General features: G+C 40.2%; 22 protein-coding genes and 1 pseudogene. 4 read left to right on the top strand and 19 right to left on the bottom strand.

The annotated features are described in order from the left end of the window. Positions 1-35: 35 nt before the first annotated feature. The gene (locus ACVPPQ_RS09485; RefSeq protein WP_463494238.1) at positions 36-812 is read right to left on the bottom strand and encodes a PhzF family phenazine biosynthesis protein; all 777 of its coding nucleotides are present in this window, start codon (positions 810-812) and stop codon (positions 36-38) included. 3 nt (positions 813-815) lie between these two features. Then, positions 816-1778: an ornithine cyclodeaminase family protein gene (locus ACVPPQ_RS09480; RefSeq protein WP_463494236.1), complete on the bottom strand. Its 963-nt coding sequence runs from the start codon at positions 1776-1778 to the stop codon at positions 816-818. A gap of 92 nt (positions 1779-1870) precedes the next feature. Here ACVPPQ_RS09480 and ACVPPQ_RS09475 point away from each other — a divergent pair, with 92 nt between their 5' ends. Beyond that, entirely contained in the window at positions 1871-3265 is a 1395-nt protein-coding gene (locus tag ACVPPQ_RS09475) for an aminotransferase-like domain-containing protein (protein ID WP_463494234.1), read from the top strand. A gap of 54 nt (positions 3266-3319) precedes the next feature. On the opposite strand, the gene ACVPPQ_RS09470 is transcribed toward ACVPPQ_RS09475, so the two are convergent. The 7 genes and pseudogenes from ACVPPQ_RS09470 to folB all read right to left on the bottom strand — a co-directional run bounded on the left by ACVPPQ_RS09470 (position 3320) and on the right by folB (position 8888). Next, positions 3320-3874: a cob(I)yrinic acid a,c-diamide adenosyltransferase gene (locus ACVPPQ_RS09470; protein WP_463494232.1), complete on the bottom strand. Its 555-nt coding sequence runs from the start codon at positions 3872-3874 to the stop codon at positions 3320-3322. Positions 3875-4003: 129 nt separating this feature from the next. Then, entirely contained in the window at positions 4004-4390 is a 387-nt protein-coding gene (locus ACVPPQ_RS09465; protein ID WP_463494230.1) for a DUF805 domain-containing protein, read from the bottom strand. Between the two features lie 148 nt (positions 4391-4538). Further along, positions 4539-5045 carry an NUDIX hydrolase gene (locus ACVPPQ_RS09460; protein WP_463494228.1) on the bottom strand — a complete coding sequence of 169 codons (507 nt, stop codon included), beginning with the start codon at positions 5043-5045 and terminating at the stop codon, positions 4539-4541. After that, positions 5042-6127: a dihydropteroate synthase gene (gene folP, locus ACVPPQ_RS09455; RefSeq protein WP_463494226.1), complete on the bottom strand. Its 1086-nt coding sequence runs from the start codon at positions 6125-6127 to the stop codon at positions 5042-5044. The genes ACVPPQ_RS09460 and folP overlap by 4 nt, the downstream gene beginning before the upstream one ends. After that, a complete protein-coding gene (locus tag ACVPPQ_RS09450) occupies positions 6117-7445 on the bottom strand; it encodes a bifunctional folylpolyglutamate synthase/dihydrofolate synthase (protein ID WP_463494224.1) in 1329 nt (442 codons plus the stop codon). Before ACVPPQ_RS09450 ends, folP begins: the two co-directional genes overlap by 11 nt. A gap of 9 nt (positions 7446-7454) precedes the next feature. Next, positions 7455-8520 (bottom strand): annotated as a pseudogene (gene folE, locus ACVPPQ_RS09445) (GTP cyclohydrolase I FolE). Positions 8521-8522: 2 nt separating this feature from the next. Then, a complete protein-coding gene (gene folB, locus ACVPPQ_RS09440; protein ID WP_463494222.1) occupies positions 8523-8888 on the bottom strand; it encodes a dihydroneopterin aldolase in 366 nt (121 codons plus the stop codon). Positions 8889-9176: 288 nt separating this feature from the next. Between folB and ACVPPQ_RS09435 the strand changes: the two genes are divergently transcribed. Together ACVPPQ_RS09435 and ACVPPQ_RS09430 are read left to right on the top strand one after the other, a co-directional pair. Next, a complete protein-coding gene (locus ACVPPQ_RS09435) occupies positions 9177-9833 on the top strand; it encodes a hypothetical protein (RefSeq protein WP_463494220.1) in 657 nt (218 codons plus the stop codon). Between the two features lie 18 nt (positions 9834-9851). Then, entirely contained in the window at positions 9852-10685 is an 834-nt protein-coding gene (locus ACVPPQ_RS09430) for a DNA/RNA non-specific endonuclease (RefSeq protein ID WP_463496359.1), read from the top strand. 198 nt (positions 10686-10883) lie between these two features. Here ACVPPQ_RS09430 and ACVPPQ_RS09425 read toward each other — a convergent pair whose 3' ends face one another. Further along, entirely contained in the window at positions 10884-11645 is a 762-nt protein-coding gene (locus ACVPPQ_RS09425; RefSeq protein ID WP_463494218.1) for a LytR/AlgR family response regulator transcription factor, read from the bottom strand. A gap of 161 nt (positions 11646-11806) precedes the next feature. Between ACVPPQ_RS09425 and ACVPPQ_RS09420 the strand changes: the two genes are divergently transcribed. Further along, a complete protein-coding gene (locus ACVPPQ_RS09420; RefSeq protein WP_463494216.1) occupies positions 11807-12643 on the top strand; it encodes a helix-turn-helix domain-containing protein in 837 nt (278 codons plus the stop codon). Between the two features lie 249 nt (positions 12644-12892). Here ACVPPQ_RS09420 and ACVPPQ_RS09415 read toward each other — a convergent pair whose 3' ends face one another. The 9 genes from ACVPPQ_RS09415 to ACVPPQ_RS09375 all read right to left on the bottom strand — a co-directional run bounded on the left by ACVPPQ_RS09415 (position 12893) and on the right by ACVPPQ_RS09375 (position 23438). Then, the gene (locus ACVPPQ_RS09415) at positions 12893-14161 is read right to left on the bottom strand and encodes a sensor histidine kinase (RefSeq protein WP_463494214.1); all 1269 of its coding nucleotides are present in this window, start codon (positions 14159-14161) and stop codon (positions 12893-12895) included. A gap of 285 nt (positions 14162-14446) precedes the next feature. Then, positions 14447-15718 (bottom strand): glycosyltransferase, encoded by a 1272-nt coding sequence (locus ACVPPQ_RS09410; protein WP_463494212.1) that lies wholly within the window; start codon positions 15716-15718, stop codon positions 14447-14449. Between the two features lie 166 nt (positions 15719-15884). Next, complete coding sequence (gene wecB / locus ACVPPQ_RS09405) at positions 15885-17009, bottom strand: non-hydrolyzing UDP-N-acetylglucosamine 2-epimerase (RefSeq protein WP_463494210.1); 1125 nt, start codon at positions 17007-17009, stop codon at positions 15885-15887. A 231-nt stretch (positions 17010-17240) separates the two neighbouring features. Continuing rightward, a complete protein-coding gene (locus tag ACVPPQ_RS09400) occupies positions 17241-18575 on the bottom strand; it encodes a SpaA isopeptide-forming pilin-related protein (RefSeq protein ID WP_463494208.1) in 1335 nt (444 codons plus the stop codon). Positions 18576-18746: 171 nt separating this feature from the next. Then, positions 18747-20483, bottom strand: coding sequence for a SpaA isopeptide-forming pilin-related protein (locus ACVPPQ_RS09395; protein ID WP_463494206.1), 1737 nt, complete (start codon positions 20481-20483; stop codon positions 18747-18749). 295 nt (positions 20484-20778) lie between these two features. After that, entirely contained in the window at positions 20779-21420 is a 642-nt protein-coding gene (locus ACVPPQ_RS09390) for a hypothetical protein (RefSeq protein WP_463494204.1), read from the bottom strand. A gap of 22 nt (positions 21421-21442) precedes the next feature. Next, complete coding sequence (locus ACVPPQ_RS09385) at positions 21443-22081, bottom strand: hypothetical protein (RefSeq protein ID WP_463494202.1); 639 nt, start codon at positions 22079-22081, stop codon at positions 21443-21445. 55 nt (positions 22082-22136) lie between these two features. Next, a complete protein-coding gene (locus ACVPPQ_RS09380) occupies positions 22137-22757 on the bottom strand; it encodes a hypothetical protein (RefSeq protein ID WP_463494200.1) in 621 nt (206 codons plus the stop codon). 24 nt (positions 22758-22781) lie between these two features. Next, positions 22782-23438, bottom strand: a complete 657-nt coding sequence (locus tag ACVPPQ_RS09375; RefSeq protein WP_463494198.1) for a hypothetical protein — start codon at positions 23436-23438, stop codon at positions 22782-22784. Between the last annotated feature and the right edge of the window lie 4 nt (positions 23439-23442).

The raw sequence follows: 23442 nt of genomic DNA, 5'->3' as shown, positions 1-23442 counted from the left end.
CACGTCATTAAACGACGTGTTCTAACCAAAAAAAATTAAAAATTAGCTTCACATTGCGCGTATAAAGTCGCCTGACCGCCGATAATCACACGTTCGCCCTGCAGTTGACAGTCCAAAACGCCACCACGCGGTGAAATTTGATGGGCGGTCATTTGATTTTTACCTAAGACTTGTGCCCAATAAGGAATCAAGTTCGAATGGGCCGAACCACAAACTGGATCCTCATTAATCGTTAACTTCGGGAAAAAGGTTCGCGACACAAAGTCGGCTTGGTCGCCTGGGGCCGTCACAATGACACCAACCCCTAATTCAAAATTCAGCATTTCCGTATAATCAGGCGTCATTTTAGCAATCGTCGCCTCATCGTCACAAACAAAGAATAAATCTCGGCCTAAATAGGCCGCCCGAATCTTAGCCCCAATCACCGCTTCATATTCCGGTAAAATTGGCGTTGATTTCGGCATAATCGTTGGGAAATCCATATAATACGTCTCAGCCTTGCGCGTCACGTATAACGGACCACTTTGACTACTAAAAACCAATCGATCAACCGTTTCGCGATATTGCTTGAATAAAACGTAGGCCGTTGCTAAAGTTGCGTGACCACACAAATCAATTTCTCGATCGGGTGTAAACCACCGTAAATCGTAATGGTCACCATTTTTAACGGTAAAAGCCGTTTCAGATAGGTTATTTTCAATGGCAATTTTTTGCATCATTTGATCATCTAGCCACTGATCCAGTACAAAGACCGCCGCGGGATTACCATGAAAAATCGTTTCAGTAAACGCATCAACAATATAATATTTCATCAGTTAGCCCTCTTTAACGAGTTGATAGACGTATTCGGCGCAACATAAATCTTCGACTGCTAAACCGACCGCATCAAAAATCGTGATTTCTGTTTCATTTTGACGACCTTGGACTTGCTTAGTTACTAATTCGCCCAGTGAGCCTTGCAGATGATTTTTGGTAATCACTTGTTCAGTAAGTGGGATTAAATAATCGCCACTTTCATTATTAGCCGCTTGATAGTCGTCAACGAATAATCGACTCGCAACCATTAAATCGCTCGTAATTTCGCGAGTAGTTGGTGTGAAAGTGCCAATCGCATTAATATGAACGCCCGGTTTAACCCAATCTTTTTCTAAGAATGCTTGTTTGCTAGGGGTCAATGTACAAATAATATCGGCATCAGCAACAGCCTCTTGCACCGAATTCGCCGCAATAAACGTGACTGCTGGATAAGCGGCTTGCATTTGTTGAATTGACCGTTCAACTTGAGCCGCGTTCAAATCAAAAACGTGCACCGTTTTAATCGGACGAACCGCTAACATCGCAGCTAAATGGGAATGTGATTGTTGACCGGCACCAATCAACGCTAAATCTTGTGCCTCTTTTTTCGCTAAGAAGTCAGTTCCTAATCCAGTCACCGCAGCTGTGCGAATATACGTAATCGCATTGGCATCAATTAACGCCACCGGTTGACCGTGCTGGCTATCAAAGAGCATCACTTGACCCATGTGGGATTGATATTCAGTCCCAGCATTTTTCGGAAAAGCGGTAATCACCTTACTGCCAAAGACTCGATCTGGACCTAAATAGGCGGGCATCATCGCAAACAGATTCTGTTGATCACCATCTGGCAATACTTGGACCACCCGTGGTGTTTGACTAATCTTGCCTTGCTCGAAATCGGCAAAACAAGCCTTCATCACCGCAATTGTTTTTTCAATCGGTAAAATCGCTAACGTTTCTTCAAAATTGACAATTTTCATATTATTCGCCTCCATAATACTAAATTACCGCTGACAAGTGGTACATTCAATAGTATAATTGTATGCAATACAAAAAACGTGAGGTCCTTAACTTGTCAATTAATTCATACGAACAATACCCTTTATCCTGGCAACCTGACCGCACCCAACTGACGCGGCCCTATTACCGGTCGCTAGTCCAACAATTAGAAGCCGATATTTTATCCCACCGACTTCAGAAAAATACCCGCTTGCCGTCTCAGCGTGAACTCGCTGATTTTTTAGACATCAATTTCACCACGGTCGGTCGCGCCTATAAATACGGGCTTGAAAAGGGCTTATTATATACCAATATTGGCAGTGGCACGTTTGTCTCACAAAACGCGTTTAACTCCATTACCATTTCGAATCACAATGTTGATCATCATTTAATCGATTTGGGCTTAGTCAGTTCTTTTGAAGAATGCAATGACTTGGTCACCCCCTATTTAGCGCGGGTTAGTCAACAACCCAACGTTCAAGCACTGTTAACCTACCAAGATCCTTTAGGCACGCCACAGCAACGCCAAATAGCGACTGAATGGTTACAAACCCAAGGTCTGCTAGGCATTGATCGCGATAATGTCGCGATTGTGGCCGGGGTTCAAAACGGACTCGCGATTACTTTAGCTGGCCTATTTAACCCTGGTGATCGGATAGCGGTCGATCGTTATACCTATTCAAATTTTATTGAACTCGCTAATTTACTCCAAATCGAAATCGTTTTGATTGATGGTGATCAAGATGGCATGTTACCAGAATTATTAGCGACTGAATGTCACAAGAAGAAAATTCACGGCGTCTTTTTGATGCCGGCTTGTAATAATCCGATTGGTTTTCAAATAACCACCGAACGTCGGCTTGCATTAGCGACCATTTTTGCAACTGAATCCCTATTAGTCATTGAAGATGATATTCATGCCTTCTTAACTAATTTCGCAATTACTAACCAACGGCCCACTTTCCAAAGCTTGCTACCGCAACAAACGATTTATCTTGCAAGCATGGCGAAGTTCATCAGTTCTGGATTACGGGTCGCTTATCTTGTTTACCCCAACAACTATCGGAGCCGCATTGAACGGAGTATCTTTAATATCAACGTTAAAACTTCAGCCTTCAACGCTGAAGTCGTCACCCAAATTTTACAAAATCCCACAGCTAAAACTATTTTATCCCGTAAATTAGCCCTGACTGAAGAAGCTAACCAACTTTTCGACCAATTATTCGACCAACCCCGTCCGACTAATCCGGTACCCTTTTATCGGATTCTGCCAGTTAGTCCTAAAATTGATCAATCAACCATTGAAAATTATTTCTTAGATCAAGGCGTTCGGATTTACCACTCCAACCGTTTTACCACTAAGAAACAACCCGATCCATTCATCCGAATTGCGTTGTCATCCAATCATATAGATTTATTGGAACAAGCCCTCTTGGTCATTGAACAAAATATCGGACAGTTTCAATAACAATCAAAATACCCCGTAACTGATTAAAAGTTACGGGGTATTTTTGATTGTTAATTAATGAAAAATCTGCTTATTCCGCCGATACTTAGTCTCGATGACGCCAGTTTTAAAATTAACGTAGCGCGCAATTGCGTACAGGTAGTCCGATAAACGATTCAAGAAAACTAGAACAGCTGGATTAATCTGTTCGACTTCTTGCAACGCCACCACCTGGCGTTCAACTCGCCGGGCAATTGTCCGACCGTAGTGTAATTTAGCGGCAATTGGAGCGCCACCCGGCAAAATAAACTCAGTCAAAGCTGGTGGCACGTCAGCGTATCGGTCAATCTGAAGTTCCAACCAAGCCGTATATTCCGATTTCGTTCGGTAACCACGCGAATCGTCCGGTGTCGCTAAATCAGTGCCACAATCGAAAAGAATTTGTTGAATTTCAATCAATTGTTTTTTTAAATCTGGATAGGCGTCAATTTCACTAATAATTAAACCAACATATGATGTCAATTCATCAACATCGCCATAAGTAGCTACTCGTAGTGCATTTTTACGAACCTTACCACCGCCGATAATTCTGGTTAACCCTTTATCGCCGGTTTTCGTATATAATTTCACGATTATTCATCCCTTTTAATTCATTAACGGTGCTCTTTTAGCTTAGCAACAATTTAATTAAATAACCAGTCATCACAATATAAAAAGTGCTTAATCCGATAATCCGGATTAAACACTTTTAGCGTATTATTAACGAACTTCTGATTGATTTGCTGGCCAACGATCATTGGCTTTCGATGGTAAAACGAGTAAGATGAAAAGCCAAATCTGACCAATAATTGGAATGATACTAATGAGGATCCACCAGTTACTGTGGTTGGTATCATGTAAGCGCCGTGCTCGAATGGTGAAGTTAGCAAGCCAGACGAGTGTTAAAATAAGTGCAAAAATCATTGAATTTGCATTCCATGCCATTTGATAACCACCACTGGCATCAAAATATTGAGACTGATTCGTTCCAATTGCGTATAACCCGACGACAATATAATTAATAATAACGGCCAACCAATACTGTGCACGAGTAGCTGTTGCATCAAAGACAAACATTTTTTGCCAATAAGCACGATAGTTTTGCATCATATAACCTCCTCTATAGTTCAAGGATAGCAAAATGCCAACAGAAATGCGCTGATTATGCTCATGAATAGCTTATCATTTCGATTGGATTTAAGTATCAAAAATTCTTTTTCTAAAAATTGGATTGTCTTAGTATAGCGGACCACTGCTAAACTTTCAATAGTTCAAAATAAGGCCGAAATTCGGCTGGCGCATCAGCCATCGAGACCCAACACGTCACTAATTCCGCAGTCTCCGCAACTTGAAACGTTGATTGAACCCAATAACGGCAATCAACGTGTTGGTGCGCCGGCTCATGCTTGACCGGATTGACCGGAATATTAATCAGATTGATGTCGACTAATATCGGATTAACCCCGTTTAGACCTGTTTCTTCCAGTAACTCGCGTAGCGCTGTGGCGAACGGTGCTTCATCACACTCAACATGCCCAGCTGGCAATAACCATTGGTGCAAATAGGGATGTTTGACCATCAACAGTCGCCCGTCCTTAAAAACCACCGCACTCGCTGACAAATGCATACCAGCATTTAATCCGCGATAAAGTGGTAATTGCTGTCTACTGAGTTGTTGCTCAATTGCTTGATATTTAGACTGGTCATTAAACGAACGCTTTCCCAAGGCTAACGCGTGTAATTGTGCCATTAGCGCGGTCATGGTTTAGCCGCCATTAATAAATTAGCTTGTTGGTAACCTTGAAATAGATGCAACATCTTTTGCGTCGCTGCCACATCGTGGACTCGTAAAATACGGGCGCCTTGTTCAACCATTAATTGTTCGAATAACAAGGTGGCCGTCAACCGTTCCACCATCGGATAATCAAATTGTTTCTCCATAAAACTTTTGCGCGAAATGGCCGCCATTAACGGCGCTTGATACTGCGTTGTCGGTTGGATACTCTTAATCTTAAATAAATCTAAGGACGCCGTATTTTGCGCATTCGAAAAACCAACCCCCGGATCCAATGCAATTTGCGACCGTGTTAGCCCGGCGTGTGCCAGTTCAGTCAACGTTTCCTGATAGAATTGGTCTAACGTTGTAAAAGTATCATCCGCAAAGTGGCGACCATTGTACATCGTTACCACACTGGGCCGGTGTTGCGCAACCACGGCTAACTTCGCAGCTTGATTAAAACCATCGACGTCGTTCAAAATAGGCACACCACTCATCACTGACCGACGCATCACCTCGGCATTATTAGTATCAACCGCCAAGATGGCAGCCGGCCATTCCTGCTGAACCGCTTGAATGACCGGCGCGATTCGTTGCCATTCTTCATCCGGCGTTAATTCTTGATACCCCGGTCGAGTTGATTTACCGCCAACTTCAATCACCGCTGCCCCATTGGCTAGATTAGCTTCGATTTTAGTCAGGATTGGTCCTAACTGCTGACTGGGTTGCCCATCATAAAAAGAATCCGGCGTACAATTGATAATCGCGTAAACAATTGGGTTGACGGTTAAATCGAATTTAAAACCGGGCCCCGACCAAATTAATTGTTTGCCCTGCATCATTTTCTGTAATGTTTGATGGACTTGGCCAAAATAAAACGACCAACGTTGCTGTAATCGATTTAATTGAAAAATGGTAAACTGACCAAACCATTGGTCCTCTAATTGTTGAATAGTCGCGTCAATCTCTAAACATAATCGTTGTAGTTGCTCAATCTCGGCACTTGTCCCGCTAAATTTCAAAAGTGTCCGATTAAACTGGTGGGGTTGCGCTTCACTAATTTGCATTGGAACCTCCTTGATTTAAAACTAATTGGCGGACTGTTTTTAACAAATAAAATGACCCCACGACTAAAATAACACGTGGTCGTTGGCCTAGTGGTTGTTGATAGGCCTTCGTCAAAGCCTGTTCAATCGACGAACTACTGATTACCGTCTGGTGCGTCAGTTGTTCATATAACATAACTAATTCCGCTACCGGTAATTGGCGTTGATCCGGATTTTGGGGTTCCGTTAAAATAAAAGTCGCCGGTAATTGCGTTAACAGCTGCAAGCAATCGAACACCGCTTTATCTTTTAGAAAACCCGTGATAATCGTCAATTCATAATCAGCATATCGCTCTTGCACACTCGCTACGAATTGGCGCATCCCATCTGGATTATGCGCCCCATCAATCACGATTAACGGTTGATTTGACAGTCGTTCAAACCGTCCCAATAACTGAATATGCGCCAAAGCCGTTTTTAAAATAGTGCCGTCTAACTCGTGATTTTGGTCCTGACAGAATTGTCGATACCACGTTAAGGCCGTCGCCAAATTTTCCAACTGATAAGTCCCGGCTAACGCTAAGGTAACCGTGATAGCGGGTTGATTAGGCATTGTTAATCGAACAGATTGCCCACTCGGGGTCAGTTGATTCAAACGCAGCCAATCGGTTGTCGCCATCGTGATGGGCGCTTGTTGGCGTTGCCCTTCTGCCTGCAAGACTTTTACCGCCGCTTCCGCTTGATTGGGCGCAATGATGACGGGTGTTTTGGACCGGATAATTTTGGATTTAGTGGTAGCAATCGCCGTTAAACTGTCACCAAGGATTGCAGTATGATCCAAACTAATTTTCGTAAAAAGAGTATAGGCCACCCGATCAACCGCGTTGGTGGCGTCTAACTCACCGCCTAACCCACATTCCCAAACTACATAGTCCACGGATCGTTGCTTGAAATAGACCAGCGCCACTAAAACGAGCGTTTCAAAGTACGATAGATCGGTATCCGGCGCTAATCCCATTTCTTGCAGCGCCCGTTGAACGGTTTGTAGCGTTTGATTAAAGGCTTCAGACGAAATCTCAGTTTGATTAATTTGAATACTTTCTTCGACTGACATCACCTGGGGACTGCTGAATAAACCGACTTGATACCCCATTGTTTGTAAAATGCTGGCCACCATCGCACTGGTTGAGCCTTTACCATTCGTACCACAAACGTGAACGATTTGAAACGCGTGATCCGGTCGGCCCATTTGCTGTAAAATCCGACTCAATAGCGTGACCCTAGCTTGATCACCATACAACATTCCGGGTAAAGCTTGCACCATTTCCGTATCCAACATGCTTTTCACCTACTTTAATAATTGTAAAAATTCATTTCTTAATTGCCGATCCGTTTTAAACTGACCGCTATAAAAAGTGGTTAGGGTTTGACTATTGGCTTTCTTAATCCCGCGCATTTCAACACACATATGCCGCGCCGTGACTTGAACAGCCACACCTTGTGGCGCTAGGATCTGATTTAGAATTTGACCGATATCTCGAGTTAAATTTTCTTGAACGCTCAATCGTTTCGACACAAAATCAACTAAGCGCGGAATTTTACTCAACCCGATAATCCGCCCTTCTGCTGGTAGATACGCCACATTGACCTGTCCAAAAAACGGTAACATATGGTGTTCACACATCGAATAAAACGGAATGGCTTGCATCAAAACCAGCTGATCATCATCCACAATTTCGGTCTTAAATAATTTATAATCTTTAAAATCAGTTTGCCCTTGATAGGCTAAAACTTCTTGATACATTTTAGCGACACGTTGCGGCGTTTCAAGCACCCCCGCTCGCTGCGGGTCATCCCCGACTTGCTTTAAAATGTCTCGAACATCTTTTTCAATTTTTTGGACTGTTTTATCGACCATCATCAACCTCTTCTAATCGTTTAATCGCTTGTGTTGCCGTTGCTTGTAACACGTTAATTTGGTGTTCAATTGTTGCCTTTTGATAGAAATCTGCTTCACAGATTTCAAGAATCGGGACTAAGACAAACAGTCGGTTGAAGGCTTCCGGATGGGGAATGGTTAACACCGGCGTCTGAAATTGCGCCTGATTGAAAAAAATAATGTCCAAATCTAACGTGCGTGGTCCCCAGTGAACCGTCCGTTGCCGTAAACACGTTTGTTCAATTGCTTGTAAAACGGCTAATAACTCGGTAGCCGCGTAATCGGTTCGCAACTTTAAAGCCCCATTCACAAAATCAGCCTGACTAACAGGCCCAACCGGCGTCGTTTGATAAAACGCCGACTGCCGTTCAATTCTAATCCGTGAATCAGCCGCTAATAATGCTAGCGCGTGTTGAATGTTAGCCTGAATATCGCCGAGATTACTGCCATAACTAATATAAACTTGATTGTGCACCACTAGCCCTCCATTTCAATCTCAACGTTTTCAAAAATCCCGTCAATGGGTACCGCGATTTTACGAACATTCACTTGAACCAGTCCGATTCGGTTGGCATCTAACTGATGGATTGCTTGAATGATATCGTGCGCTAAGGTTTCAACTAGGTTGACCCGACTACGGTTAACCAGTTGCTCTACAACTTGGTAGAATTCGGCGTAACTAACGGTGTCGTCTAACTGATCGCCTTGATACGGCGTGGTCATCGTGACTGCTAGATCAATTTCGATCCGTTGCCCTAATTCTTTTTCAGCTTGAAAGACGCCGATATGTGAATGAAATTGCATTTTATTAATTTTAATCCGATACATCATGACTGCCTCCATTATCCGTTCAATATTCCGTCGATGAATATAATTGTACGTCTTTTAAATAAATAATACTATTAATAAGCGGATTTTCAACTTAATAGTCGGTTTTATCATGGGTTTTTAACGATAATCCGCTTTCTGGCAACATTATCGTTCGTTATTTAAAATAAGAATGCTTTTCTATTGATAATCTTGGTATACTTAATCAGTCGACTTTAATCACGCAAACCAGTTAATTATAGTATCATCACTCACTATTTCTAGGGACTAGTGAATCCGTTAAATTTATTTTGGAGGAATTTCATGATCAATATCTTAGGACTGCTATCTGTTATCATAGGCGCTAGCGCCGGATACTATTTAATCCGTCGTAAAATAACGAAACAATCATCATCGTCTTTAAAAACCCTATTATTAATCAGTTTAACAATCACCACTGTCGCTTTAATCGGATTAAGTCTAGTGACTAGCAATCAACCAGTCCACCAACCGCAAGCGGCTAAACAAAGCAGCATCACCAAGGTCAAAAAATTATCGACTAAAGATAAAAAGGCCGTCTTAGTCACTTCCAGCTCTTTAAAAAAAGAACTCGCCCAAAAGCAAGAAGAAGCTAAAAAGCTCACTAAAAAATTAACCAAGAAACAAAAAACCTACAAAAAACAAGTTAAGATTGCCTCTGAATCAACTTCAATCGCACAGGCTAAGGCGAATTCTGAATCTCAAGCTGCTGCTAGTCGTGCACAATCACAATCTATTAAACAAGCAGCTGAAGTAGCGCAACAATCACAGGTGACTGCCACTGAACAAACGCAAAACACAGTCTACGTTGCTCCTGATTCCGGTCGAAAATACCACAACGATCCTAACTGCCGTGGTCTCAGCCAAGCGAATACTGTCGTCCCAATGTCATTAGCCGATGCACAAGCGCAAGGCTACACGCTTTGTGGCTGGGAAGATTAGGAGGAGAAATGAATGACGATTAAAAAACAGCTTAAACAACTCACAGTTGGCCTAGCCTTAATTGGTTGTGTTGCCTTAACACAACCGCAACCAACTTTTGCCCAAACCAAAGCAGCCGAATTGACGCAAAAGAAAGCCCATCAAATCCAGGTTAAGAATCGCAAGAATACACAAAAACTAACCAAGCTTCAAAAGAAAATCAACCAGTTAAATCAAAAAATCGCGAAATTAGATCAAAAATTAAACACAACGCCCAAGACAAAATCATCGACAACTCAACTAGCAGCGTTAACCTATGCTGATCAAAATGAAATCGTCGTTAATAACAATCAACCCACGTTTAATGCAGCCGACTTAGCAACCACGAAAGGCGCTTGGCAGACTTTTAGTGACTTGGACCAACTCAATCGGGTTGGCACGGCCAACGCACTATTAAATAAAGGACTCATGCCCACTGCTAAACGTGAAGGACTATCTTGGAATCCGACCGGCTGGCACAACAAACGAATTAGTTCCGGTTGGCTCTATAATCGCAGTCATTTAATTGGTTATCAATTAACTGGTCAGAACAATAATCCTAAAAATTTGATGACCGGCACTCGCCAACTAAATGCCCCCGAAATGTTAGCTCATGAATCCGACATCGCCTACTTCTTGAAACAAAATCCGAAGGCCTATGTTCGTTACCGGGTCACCCCAATTTTTAAAGGGAATGAATTGCTAGCTCGTGGCGTTCAAATGGAAGGCCAATCAGTTGGTAGCGACGCAATCCAGTTCAACGTCTACATTTTCAACGTTGAGAATGGGGTTACCTTAAACTACGCTGACGGCACTAGCACGATTAAAAAATAACGATTAATCCATCTTAAAAAGGGAATCGTGACATAAGTCGTGGTATTCTGATATTAAGCGAACATTTCTCTCCGACGCGCGCCATAACTCATCAATTTCCGTTCAAATTCAAAAAACCGTTTATCCTTAGTTCAGGATAGACGGTTTTTTGAATTGATACTCAATTGATAACCGAGTTCTGTCACAGCTTGTTTTTGTTTAATCCGGTTGAGCGGTGGCAATTAAATTCATTAGACCCGTGACTTTCCGATAGGAGATATCGCAACTATCCCCGTTATCAAACGCCACTCGCCGCTTCAGTTTATCAATCTTCACCACTTTTTCAGGATTAACCAAGATACTTTTGTGGGCCTTATAAAATTGCGGTAATTGCTTCTCGATATCAATCATTTTAGCACTGAATTCAATCACGCTACTATCAGCATGGACTAGAATATGGCGAACTTGCTGGGCCGTTTCAAAATAATTAATTTCATCTAATTTGATTTTTTCTAAAATCAACCCGTTGTTATATTCAAAATAGGCCGCGCCCTCTTGTTCCGGTAACTGCTTATCATGTAGTTCGATTGCCGTCATTAAGGTTTCTTGAATCATCGCGCGAACGCGTTCTCGTCCATCTTCCTTATAAATAAAATTAAGAATATTAATCCGACGTTGAATCGTTTCTTTTAATAACTCTTCATGCGTTGAGATGAAAGCAATTTGGGCATACGAATCAAGTTTTCGAATTTCAAGCGCCAAGTCAATCCCGTTCAACTGATCATTCGCTAAATCAATATCCAGAAAATAAATACCACCTTGAGTGTGGCTTTCTTTTAGAAATACTAATAATTCATAACCATTTTTAGTTTTTAAAGTAATTTCCGTTGTATTGGGGTGCGACTGCGCGAAATTAGTGACAATTTCACTATAATTTTTGAGGAGCGTTGGTTCGTCATCACATAAAAAAACTTTAATCATCTTAGTCCTCCAGTTTTAAATCCCACGAAATAGATAGTAATCATAGTTTACCATCATTCGCTTAAAAATAATCATTTCAACATAAACGTATACATATTTGCTTCAAGCGTTTATAATTAATAGTAAATATATATATATAATTTCTATATCGGAGGTCTACTATGTTCTTAGGTGATTTGATTCACGAAAGAAGATTAAAAAAACAACTGACACAATCCGAATTGGCAGCTGGCATCTGTACGCAAAATACAATCAGTAAGATTGAAAAAAAACAGATTCCCCCAACCATTCCAATTCTTACCAAGATTTGTTTACGGTTAGATTTAACGCTCAATGATTTATTTACAGAGTTTAATTCAATTGATACGGCAACCGATCAAAATACAATCAATGCTGAAATTGCCCTATTAAATGGGCATACCCAACTCGCCTTAGATTGCATTCAACCGATTGACTTTGCTAGTAGCCAACCGAATACGTTTCCTCCAATTTTCTATTTCTTCCAAGGTTATACGAGCTTTTTAAATCAACAATCTGAGCTACAAGTCTTTTCTGCTTATAATTCTTTTACGGCAGCGATTGGGGATGAAACGTCCACCCTGAAACTCTTGCTTAACACTGGGATGGGCTTAATCTACCAACAAGCGGATGAACCGCTCGCTGAATTTTATTTCAATAAGAATCTCCTATTAATTCAACATTTAGACCATTTAAATACCATTGATTTACATCGGGTTTTATTCGCCATCTATCACACGGCACAATACCTATTAGTCAGTGATCAAAATAAAGTAGCTAAAAAATTATTGGAGACTGGAATCGAATTAAGCCAAAAACACCATTTTATCGATCAATTGGCGCAAATTCTCACGCTTAAAGCTAAAACGCTTGGTAAAAATGCCCCAGAATACGCTGAAACCCTGACTCAAGCGCTAGTTTTTGCTAAATTCTTAGAAGATGACCAATTAAGTGCCGAAATTGAACAGTTACAAGATTAACTAATAACCGACCCAATCCCCCTTCAACTTTTAGGGGGATTTTTTTTATTGCCCCAATCTCAGACAATAAAATGGGGCGGACATAAATCTTAGTATCCTAATTTTAACCGAATAGTTTTCATTGACGCGCGCCAGAACTCATCAATTTCCGTTCAAATCAAAAATACTGGTTATCCTTAGTTCGGGATAATCAGCATTTTCAACTTGATACTCAATTGATAACCAAGTTCTGTCACAGCTTGTTTATTTCTAATCTGCAACACTTAGTTGCGCAATAAATTCATTTGAAACTTGTTTGACTGACAGGTAGAAATTGCCGTGTTGATCAACAATTTCGCGAACCGTTGTTAAGCCTAATCCGCGGTTATCCCCTTTGGTTGAATAACCCCGTTGCCAAATCTTGGCAATATTAACTGACCCATTAATTCGATTTTTAACCAAGTAGATTAAACGCCCCGATTCTCGGAAAATGCTGACAACCACTTTGGCTTGATTAACCGCAATGGCGGCCTCTAATGCATTATCTAATAAGATGCCCAATATCCGCAATTCATTAAAATATTGTTGCTGACTATCAAATAAATCATCACTCACTTCGACCGTCAATGAAATGCCTTGTTTTTGAGCTGCGACGTATTTGCTAAAAATAATCCCCTTAATATAGGTATTATTGATATTCGCAAAACGGCCAATCTCACTACTGAATATTGCATCAAAGTGATATTGTTGCATTAATGCCTGCACATCGGCAGTCAGTAGCGCATCATCACTTTCGTCAATTCGGATTTCAAGGGCAAGTAACGCGTTCTTAATATCGTGCCGAAATTGACGGACCTCATTATAATTTTTTTCGAGTTGGTCCGTATACATTGCCAAGTTGGCCTGGTTCGTTTGTTCCCGTTCGATCTTAGCCTGTCGCAATAAGATTCGGATAAACAACCAACAGCCAATTACCACGAAGAACAAAGCCGCTACAATGGTCAAAACCATTAAAGTTAGATAGCCGGTTGGCACTTCCAGATAAGTAAACTCATCCACCAACACGATAACCATAATCGTACTGCCCAATAACCCACCGATTACAAACGACAAATCACGATAACCATACCGGCCAATTGCTTCGTTTAAAATTATTCTTAATTTGACCGAAATCAGTAAAATTAAACTGCCCATTAGTAGTTGAATAGCAGAACAAGCAAAAGCCAGCCCCCACGTAAAAGAGAGTCCAGATATCGAGAATAATTTCATAATAATCAGCTCGGTTAACAAGGTCGAACTAATCGTTGTCAAATAAGCAAAAGCACCTGCAACAATCACTTGCAACCCTAACTTACGCCGATTCGTACTCGCTAATAATTCTTTGGTCATCAGTAAGGCCAAAACGACAATCAGCATTAACTCTTCATATCGCATAAAACCAATGATATCAAAAATTTGAATTATTCCAACGCCACTTAGAATCTGCCACCAACTATTCACCCGTAATTTTTGTAGTAAATAAAGGTATGCCGTTAACATGAATGTATAGGCAGTAACGTTAATTAGTAAACTCTGCCCTGCAGCAATATCAATCAAACAATCTCACTTCCTAATCAAAAAGGTCCATTATCCAAGTCCATAAACGGAATAAACTAATCATATCAGTCACCTCCTTATTTATAAATACCCTCAACTAATGCTACTGAATTTTATCAATAATAATCGGAAAATACAACCACCTTAACATGAACGTTGTGTTTATTGTCATGTACGTTAACTTTATATCATACTTGTACGTACACAAATATTTTATTGTACAACTAATTAGTTGCGTTTAGTTTTAATCCAATCATTTTGTTTCATCAATTTTCGATAGAATGCCAAAATGATACTGAAGAAAAGAATGACGTACATATAAGATACGAAAAGCGGTAATACCATTAAATGGCGCTTGGGTGGCACGTCTTCGTGAAAATGGCGCAACGTTTTTCGATAATTTAAAGTAAAGATGATGCCCAAAACGAGTGACGCTCCAAAAACCCCCAATAATAATAACCCACTGTTTAGCCAATTGGTGTTTGGCACGGTGACAAACCGATAAAGCATATCGCTAAAAAGAATAATGATGACACTATCAGAAACGAGATTTAAATACGGTTGGGTTAAAAAATAGAGAATACTCACCCATTGTGACTTCCGTAAATGGCCCTCTTTCCACAACGGTTTGACATACTTCAGACAATCTAAGTTCCCCTGCACCCAACGACTACGTTGCTTAATCAGCCGTGGGATTGAAAATAGCGCTTCTTGATAAACGTAAGCATCTGCGACATAATCTACTTTTAAATGTTTAATCATTAATTTTAACGTTAACTCGTAATCATCCAACAGCGCTCTGCCCCAAGGCCGTTTACCAATGCGATCCAGAATTGGTTTCAATCTAAAAAACTGACCATTCCCACTCAAACCGACACTTTGAAACAACTTACGGGCGATTTGATCATAATTATTAATCGTAAAAAATTCGGCATCTTGGGCCACTTGGAGCGCATTTTTAAAGGGCGCCTTCATCTTGACCCGCAATTGAACCGCAGTGCTGCCCTCAAAGTAAAAAGATTTAGCGACCGCGTCTAAGGCGTTATTCGATAGATAGGCATCTGCGTCCAATACCCCAACGACGACTCGCTCAGGCGCCAACTGCTGTTCTTGGCAAGTGGCTAACACTAATTGCAACGCATCGTTTAACGCTTCACCTTTGCCCTGTTGCGCATTTGGTAACTGCCTCTGATGCAGACTAACCCGCGCATCTTTGACTTGCCGAACACAATCAGCCGTTCGATCAGTAGAACCATCATCAATCACAATCACTTGCCCATCAAAATTAAAAGAACATAGCCGCGTCACCGTTTCTTGAATGACCTGATCTTCATCAATACACGGAATTAAGAAAAAATAAACCAATGGTTCTTGCGTTGTCATGGCCATATAATCACTGGTTGTCCGTCGCTCAACGTACATCGAACTAAAAACCGTGGTTAAAACAAACGTGTAAAATAGCACCATGATGACAAAATATAGATCAATTACTAACTGCATATTTAGTGGTTCCTTCCACGCTTAATAGAATCCATGATAATCATTAATAACGTAATGGTGCCCGCCAAGACAACACTTGCCACAATTAATATCAATATTGGTATTAATAATTTAATCAGCTGTTGTAACACCATTTTAAAACTCCTCACTTAAATCAATCATTCCGTTAACCAATATCGGCTAAGCCGAATTCACGTGCCATAATCGTTAATATCCGTTCAGCAGCCCGGCCATCACCGTACGGATTTTGGGCATGCGCCATTTCTTGATAGCAGACTTGATTTGTTAATAATTCATCGACTGCTTGTTCAATTGCGACCGGCTGCGTCCCAACTAACCGTAAAGTGCCGGCCTCAACGCCTTCTGGTCTTTCAGTCGTCTCTCTAAGTACCAAAACTGGCACACCTAAAGCGGGTGCTTCTTCTTGAACACCGCCCGAATCGGTCATGATTAAATAACAGCGCGCCATTAAATTATGGAATTCATCAACTTCTAAGGGCTTAATTAATTGAATCCGATCATGGTTGCCTAACTCTTCTTGGGCCATCAATTGAATGCTTGGATTCAAATGAACCGGATAAATCAGCACCGTATCAGGATGACAATCAATTATTTGCCGAATTATTTTAAAAATACTGCGCATCGTTAACCCTTGATTTTCCCGGCGATGCATCGTCAATAAAATAAGTCGCTGTCGCTCCGTCACCCCTTCAAGAAATGGTAACGTTGCTGTTTGATCAACCGTTGTTTTCAAGGCATCGATCACCGTATTACCAGTCACGTAAATGTGCGCATCAGTATGGTGTTCTTGCAATAAATTCTGTTGACTCGTTTTGGTCGGTACAAAATAAATATCTGCCAGTACATCGACCAATTGCCGATTCATTTCTTCTGGAAACGGCGAATACTTTTGCCAAGTACGCAAACCAGCTTCAACGTGTCCCAATTTGATTTGATGATAGTAGGCCGCCAAGCTTGCCGCTAATGTGGTGGTCGTATCCCCATGAACTAAAATAATATCTGGCTTTTTCTGACAAATCACCTGGTCCAACTGACTTAAAACCGTCGTTGTAATCGTCGTTAAAGTTTGATTAGGCCGCATGATATTTAAGTCAACATTCGGTTTAATCGCAAACAGCTCTAATACAGCGTCTAACATTTGTCGGTGTTGCGCGGTCACGACCACAATTGATTCAAATCGTTGATCCTTTTCTAATGCCTTAATAATTGGGGCCATTTTAATCGCTTCCGGGCGTGTGCCAAAAATAGTCATCACTTTCAGTGCTGCCATTATGATTCCTCACTTTTATTTTTTAATAGGAGACCTTTAATTCATCCAAATAGCATTAAAAAACGCGTTGCCAATTAAATTGGAAACGCGTCTTTGTGCTAATCAATTGCAGTAATTACTTTGGAGGAATAATTACTACTCAATCATTATACCGCGTTTAATATCGAAAAAACAATAAAAATATAGTATAAAGATGTTTTCACAACATTTAAAACACTATTTATCTAATGATTAACAACCGTGATGGCCGCCATGGTGACTGCCGTGGTGACAACCATTGTGGTGTTCGCCGTGGTGGCAATCGTCATGGTGGTGATGACAGCCGTGGTGGTCGTCGGTATCACATTTCTTATCAGTGACTGTTACCGTTGGTGTTTGTTGGTCAGCCGTAATTGAGAAATTAAAATGATTCCGATTCAAAGTGTAACCAGTTGGTGCTTTTGTTTCGACAAAATAGTAATCACCTGCATCTAAATCACCGACAGTAATGACACCGTTCCGGTTAGTTGTTAAGTTAGATTGAACGAGTTGCCCATTTGACCGGTATAGTGAGAAAACAGCGCCGGCTAATAGTTGCCCGCAATCAGCATCTTTTTTAATTAAAGTGACTTGACCTTTAATCACTGGTTTTTGATCACCAGTCCCATTACCTGAACCACCCCAAGCAACTTCTGCTTCAACACTAGCGGTTTGGTTGCTACCGTTAATATCGGCTGAAATATCAGCTTTGTTGGTCCATTTTTGGTCAGCATTCAACCCGGTAATTTGTGATTGATAAGTGACGTTAACCGCTTTTTCAATATGGTCAAACGTAAACACTAATTGGCCATTAACTTCAGAAATCGTCGTTGGTGTCACCGTACCACCATCAGCGATGAAATCGCCATTGGCATCGAATTGACCCGTCTTAGCCACTAATGAGCCTGCGACATATTTTTGATTCGCACCCAATGTGTCATTAATCACGACCTTGTTCATCGTTTTACTAGCCGCATTGAAAGCGACGTTCCAAGTAATCAGATTAGGATGATCATTCACTAATTTATCATCTGAGATCCAACCAATTTTGTTTAATAACCAGTCATTCATGATATTCTTGTCGTCATCCTTACCAACCGTCATAAGCGTTAAAGCACCATGGCGATTCAAGTTATGCGTCACAAGATAATCGTTAAACGTAATTGTTCCGGTTTGTGAACCAGCAGTGATCTTAAATTGACCAATGACCGCGTGACTTTGAATATCATATAAATCAAATTGATAATCTTCACTCGTCACAACGTTGTTTGGTAAAGTAACGGTGCTCGTATCGCCAGCGTGTAAGTCAACGTTATCGGCCATTTGCCATTGATAAGTCACTTTGAAAGCTTCCCATTTACTCAAAGTCGCCGTGTGCGACATGACATTATCATTCGTATCTGTAATAACGGCGCTATTCGCGTCTAACCCCGTAATGTTCCCAACCGTCGCAGCTGAGACGGTCCCCATTTTGAAGCCCATCAACATAATCAATCCCATACATAAGTATAGAATTTTAGTTGAAATTAACTGTCTTTTCTTTTTCATACCTAACACTCCTAAAATTAAATTTGATCAAAGTAAAACGTACCATTATTCTTATTGGAAAATCACAACCTCTCAATCAAATTGAATATAATATATTTGTGCACGTTTATATTATAAATAATATCTATAATTTTAGCAAGAAAATATCGTATTAATTGTATTGATTCTAATTTATCTGGTACGCATTCGGTAATCACCGCTTAAATAAGCGACCATGCCAATTAACGTCAACCCAAGAATGACCAGGTGCCAATCAGATTGAACTGACGTCTGTGGTAATTGCTTGGCCGGTTGTTTTTTCGACGTTGTTTGCTTAGCCTTATTAATTGGTTTAGGTGTTTTGGTGAGTGGTTGTGCTGGCACTTCGGGTTTAGGCTTAGGTACCGGCCGTAACTGATTATATTTAACAACGGTCACCGCTAATTGTGCCTGGCTAATTGTAAAGCTAACCGGCGTTGCATCTAATTGATAACCCGCTGGTGCCTGGGTTTCAACAAAACAATAATCACCGATTGGCAATTGTCCTACCACAATTTGGCCATTTTTATCCGTCTCTAAATGACTCCGCACGACTTGTCCATCCGCCGTTCTGAGGTCAAATAGCGCACCAGCTAATGCTTGATGGGTAGTCTGATCTTGTTTATGCAACGTGACTTGCCCGAGAACCACTGGTTGATTCGTCTTAACCACACTGACACGCTGATCTTGATTGGCAATAATCTTGAACTGAACCGGGGTTGCATCAAGTTGATACCCGGCTGGGGCTTGAGTTTCAATAAACTGATAGTCGCCAACGGCTAATTGAGCCACCTTAATTTGACCAGATTGATCGGTCACCAAATCACTTTTAACAATCTGGCCTTGGTCGTCGACTAATTTAAAGTGGGCGTTTTTTAAAAATTTCGTTGCATCGGTGGCATCTTTTTTAGTTAAAACAACACTTTGGTTTGTGCCAGAACCGCCACCATCACCACCGGTCGCTGCCGTGTGCACCGCAACGGTCGAGGTTTCATATTGGTCCCCAATTAAGCTAGCTTGGTTGGTGTAACTGGCCGCAGCACCACCATCAGTGGCCCGTGAATCATAATTAACCAAAACGGTGTCGTCTAAAGTCCCTAAGTTAATTTGAAACGATTGTTGATTATTAATTGTGATTTGACTGCTAGGGACTTCGCCAATTACTGTATATTGATTGCCTTCACCGTACACGACATGGCTCGCACGAATCGTATTTTCAATTAACGTTTGATTCGGTCCTAGCGTATCGGTCAACACCGCATTTTGAATCGTTATGCGTTGATAGTTAACACGCATCGTCCAGTGAATTAAGGTCGGATCATTGGCATCAATCGTCCCCCATTTCCATAACTGTTCGTTACTATCTGGTTTAGCATTCGGTCCGACATAGACATTCGTAATCCCTTGATTACCCCAATTAAGCGGTACTTCGGTATCAATCGTAATATTATCTAAATTCCATTGGGTTCTGATATTAAACGAGCCCTCACGATTAGTCGGATGACTGGTGTAATAATCCGTAAACGTGATGAGCACCGTGCCCGTTGCTTTGTCGACAACCGCGTTAGCAATCACGACGCCATTTTCATCTAAAATTTCAAACTGAACATCCCCACTGACCACCAGTTGGGTCGGTAACGTGACTTGCATCGTATCGCCAGCTTGAACGGCTTGTCCGTCCGGAATTTGAAAATCATAGTGGGCCTGAGTCGTGTCAAATTCGCCAACATTTGTGGCGGGATTGCCCGCGTCATCTAATAAAGCGGCGTTGGTAATGAATTGATCGCCAAACTGAGTACTCGCCATAACCGGATGCGCCTGCCATAAACCTAGCGCAAACGTTACTAAACACCCGAGTGTTGCGAACAATAAAATTAATTTCTTTTTCACTTTTTTTCCTCCATTATTCGATCACACATCTCCTAAAATAAATGGTAACCCTTATTAACAATCATTATAATGGGCCTTAATTCAAGATTAAAGGCCTTATCACCAACGTCCGATATCCAGACGTAAACGTTATTAATTATTAAATAAAATGATAATTAATTACAACAATCACTATAAAAACACCTTCCGATTAAAATTTTAATTTGATGCGCACCCTTTTTGACCAATAAAAAGGCAACGAACGACGCGTTAATCGTCATTCGTTGCCTGTATTTTTCGAATTTTTTTATTATTCTTATTTATTTCGATCACGCCGTGTTTTAAGACGCGCTGGATAATCCTGAACAAGTTGTTGCTGAATCGCATAGGTCCAAACCGATTTTTCAAACCATTTTGGTATTTTGATTAACAGGTAAAACATAAGGATAAATACTAACAAACTAAAATTATCAAAAATCGATATTTGACTCATTAACATTCCTAAAGACAGTGATGAAAATATTAAGCCAACTAATAATGTTATCTGGGAAAAACCATAAATATTATTATTTGAAAATGTCCCGCTGATAATCTCTTTTGTTGCCTCTAATTCTTTCACCGGCATCAGCTCTAAATCTGCTTTACTTGTAAAAGTTAGTTCCAAAAACCCTATTATGCCAACTACCAAACCGACCACGCCTGGTACAGCTGATAACAGTATTGCTAATAATACGGTATTACTATACGCATAATGCACACCGACTATTAGTCCAGATAAAATACTGCCCAATAAGTAAGTCACTACACTCAACATTGTAAAGATAAGCGCACTCAACGTTCTATTTTGAGCCGAATATCTAGACATGCCATACATAAAAAAAGCTAGCACAACCAGATAAACACCTATGAACCAAAATGAGTTACTTGTAATCCCTGGAACTATTTGTTGTACTTTCATAAATTAGTCTCCGGTTTTAAGTTTAAATAAATTTGTCGACATACTGCCGAAACCATTTCGGAATCTTGACCAATAAGTAGCCTGGAATTCCAAATAATAACACCAATTCAATCAATCCCATGATATGAAAATCATTCGAATTTGTTTGTGGCTTAAAATACAGCATCGTCGTTATCACTAAAAAGAAAGAACCAATTAACCCGAGCATTAATCCGGCAATCCCAGTATTCCAACCTCGATTATTTTCTAAATAAAAATCAATTTTCTCTTCAGCCGACTTATTACTCTGCTTGACACCTTTCAATAAATAACCCCAAGCGATTATTATCAATGAAAAGCTAAAAAACATGAATGATATTGATAAGTTAACACCTATTAAATAAGAATTTAGCTTTGGGTTTACCAAATAATTCAAATTTGTTCCTGAAAATATGATAGTTACTAATAAAAGAGCATCTACAAATAATAACTCTTTTAATTTTGTCAATTGTTGTTCTTCATTTCTGGTGCCATTTAACGTTTCGTCATTAACACTTTTTTTCGAGTACCATAGGATAACGGGAAAAAAGATGCTGCTCATAATTATTAATTTACAAACTAGAAATAGTTTGCTCTGTTGTTGATTTCCAGCAAAGAATTCAACGATGTCTAACCAATCCATACTACGCTCCTTCAAATTTTTTTAAATTGACGTTAACTATATATGTCGTATTAAATTAAATAAATTTGTCGACATATCGGAGGAACCATTTGGGGATTTTAACTAGAAGATACATCGGAATCGAAAAAGTTAATATTGCTCCCAACAATCGAACTGGATGCCATTCGATTGATTTCTGTGCCGGTGGTGTCGTCGATACGAATATTACTGTAACTATCATAATAACGCCAACCATCCCCAACATTAATCCCATTATACCTATGCCAAATGTCAAATTATTATTAAGCGGCAGACTCTCTTTCTCCGTCGCCGATTTCGAACTCTTTTTAATATTTATTAATAACACGGACCAAGCAATTATCGGCCAGCCAAGACTTAAAACAATCCATGTTCCAAAGAATATCATTCCCGATAAGTACGAATTATGATTAGGATCTATCAAACTATCTAAATTACCAATCAAAACAAGTGTTATCAATATCCAACTAAAGATTGTTAAGCATAACCATCCTAAAGCCCTTCCTAGTTGGTTATTATTTAACGAGTTCTTATTAACATTTCTAATTGACGATGAGGTCATCATTACTAAACAACTAATAATACAGACTACTATTTTTAACATTAGAAATAAACCCGATTGTTGTGCTGTCCCCATTAACCAATCAAATATTGCCATCCTAAACCTCTATCTAACCTATTTTTATTTATTTCGATCACGTCGTCTTTTAAGACGCTCTGGATAATCCTGAACAAGTTGTTGCTGAATGGCATAGGTCCAAGCCGATTTTTCAAACCATTTTGGTATTTTGATTACCAAATAAAATAAAACGATAAACGGTGTAAAATAAATGAGTGCCAATGGGTGAGACTCCCCATTATCCGGTATTCTAATCATGATTTCCAATATGCCCATTAATGCAATTGCTGTTGATATCAGGCCAAAAAGCATTGTCATTTGAGCAAATCCGAATACATAATTATTGGAGAATGATATTTCTATTCTTTCTATATCTCGATTTTGATAAATAACTTTTTTTGTTACCTTTGTGAGTACGGCAAAGGTGCTGAGACAACAAATAATACCAACAATACCGGGGACACCTGATAAGAGTAAGCCTAATTTTTCACTATCATCGGCGTAAAAATGAACGCCCAATATTGCGCCAGAAATCAATCCACCAACAAAATAAACAACGATACTTAATATAGCCAACAACATAGAACTCCCAATTCGACTCTTTTTACTAATTAGTTCGTAAAACATACCCGCCATTGACAATCCTAAAACAATTAAATAAACACCTATGAACCAAAATGAGTTACTTGTAATCCCTAATACGATATGTTGTGCTGCCATTAAT

This window comes from Latilactobacillus parafuchuensis (assembly GCF_055271665.1).
Note: the sequence above shows the minus strand (reverse complement) of the source record. Positions and strands in the feature narration are given on the sequence as shown.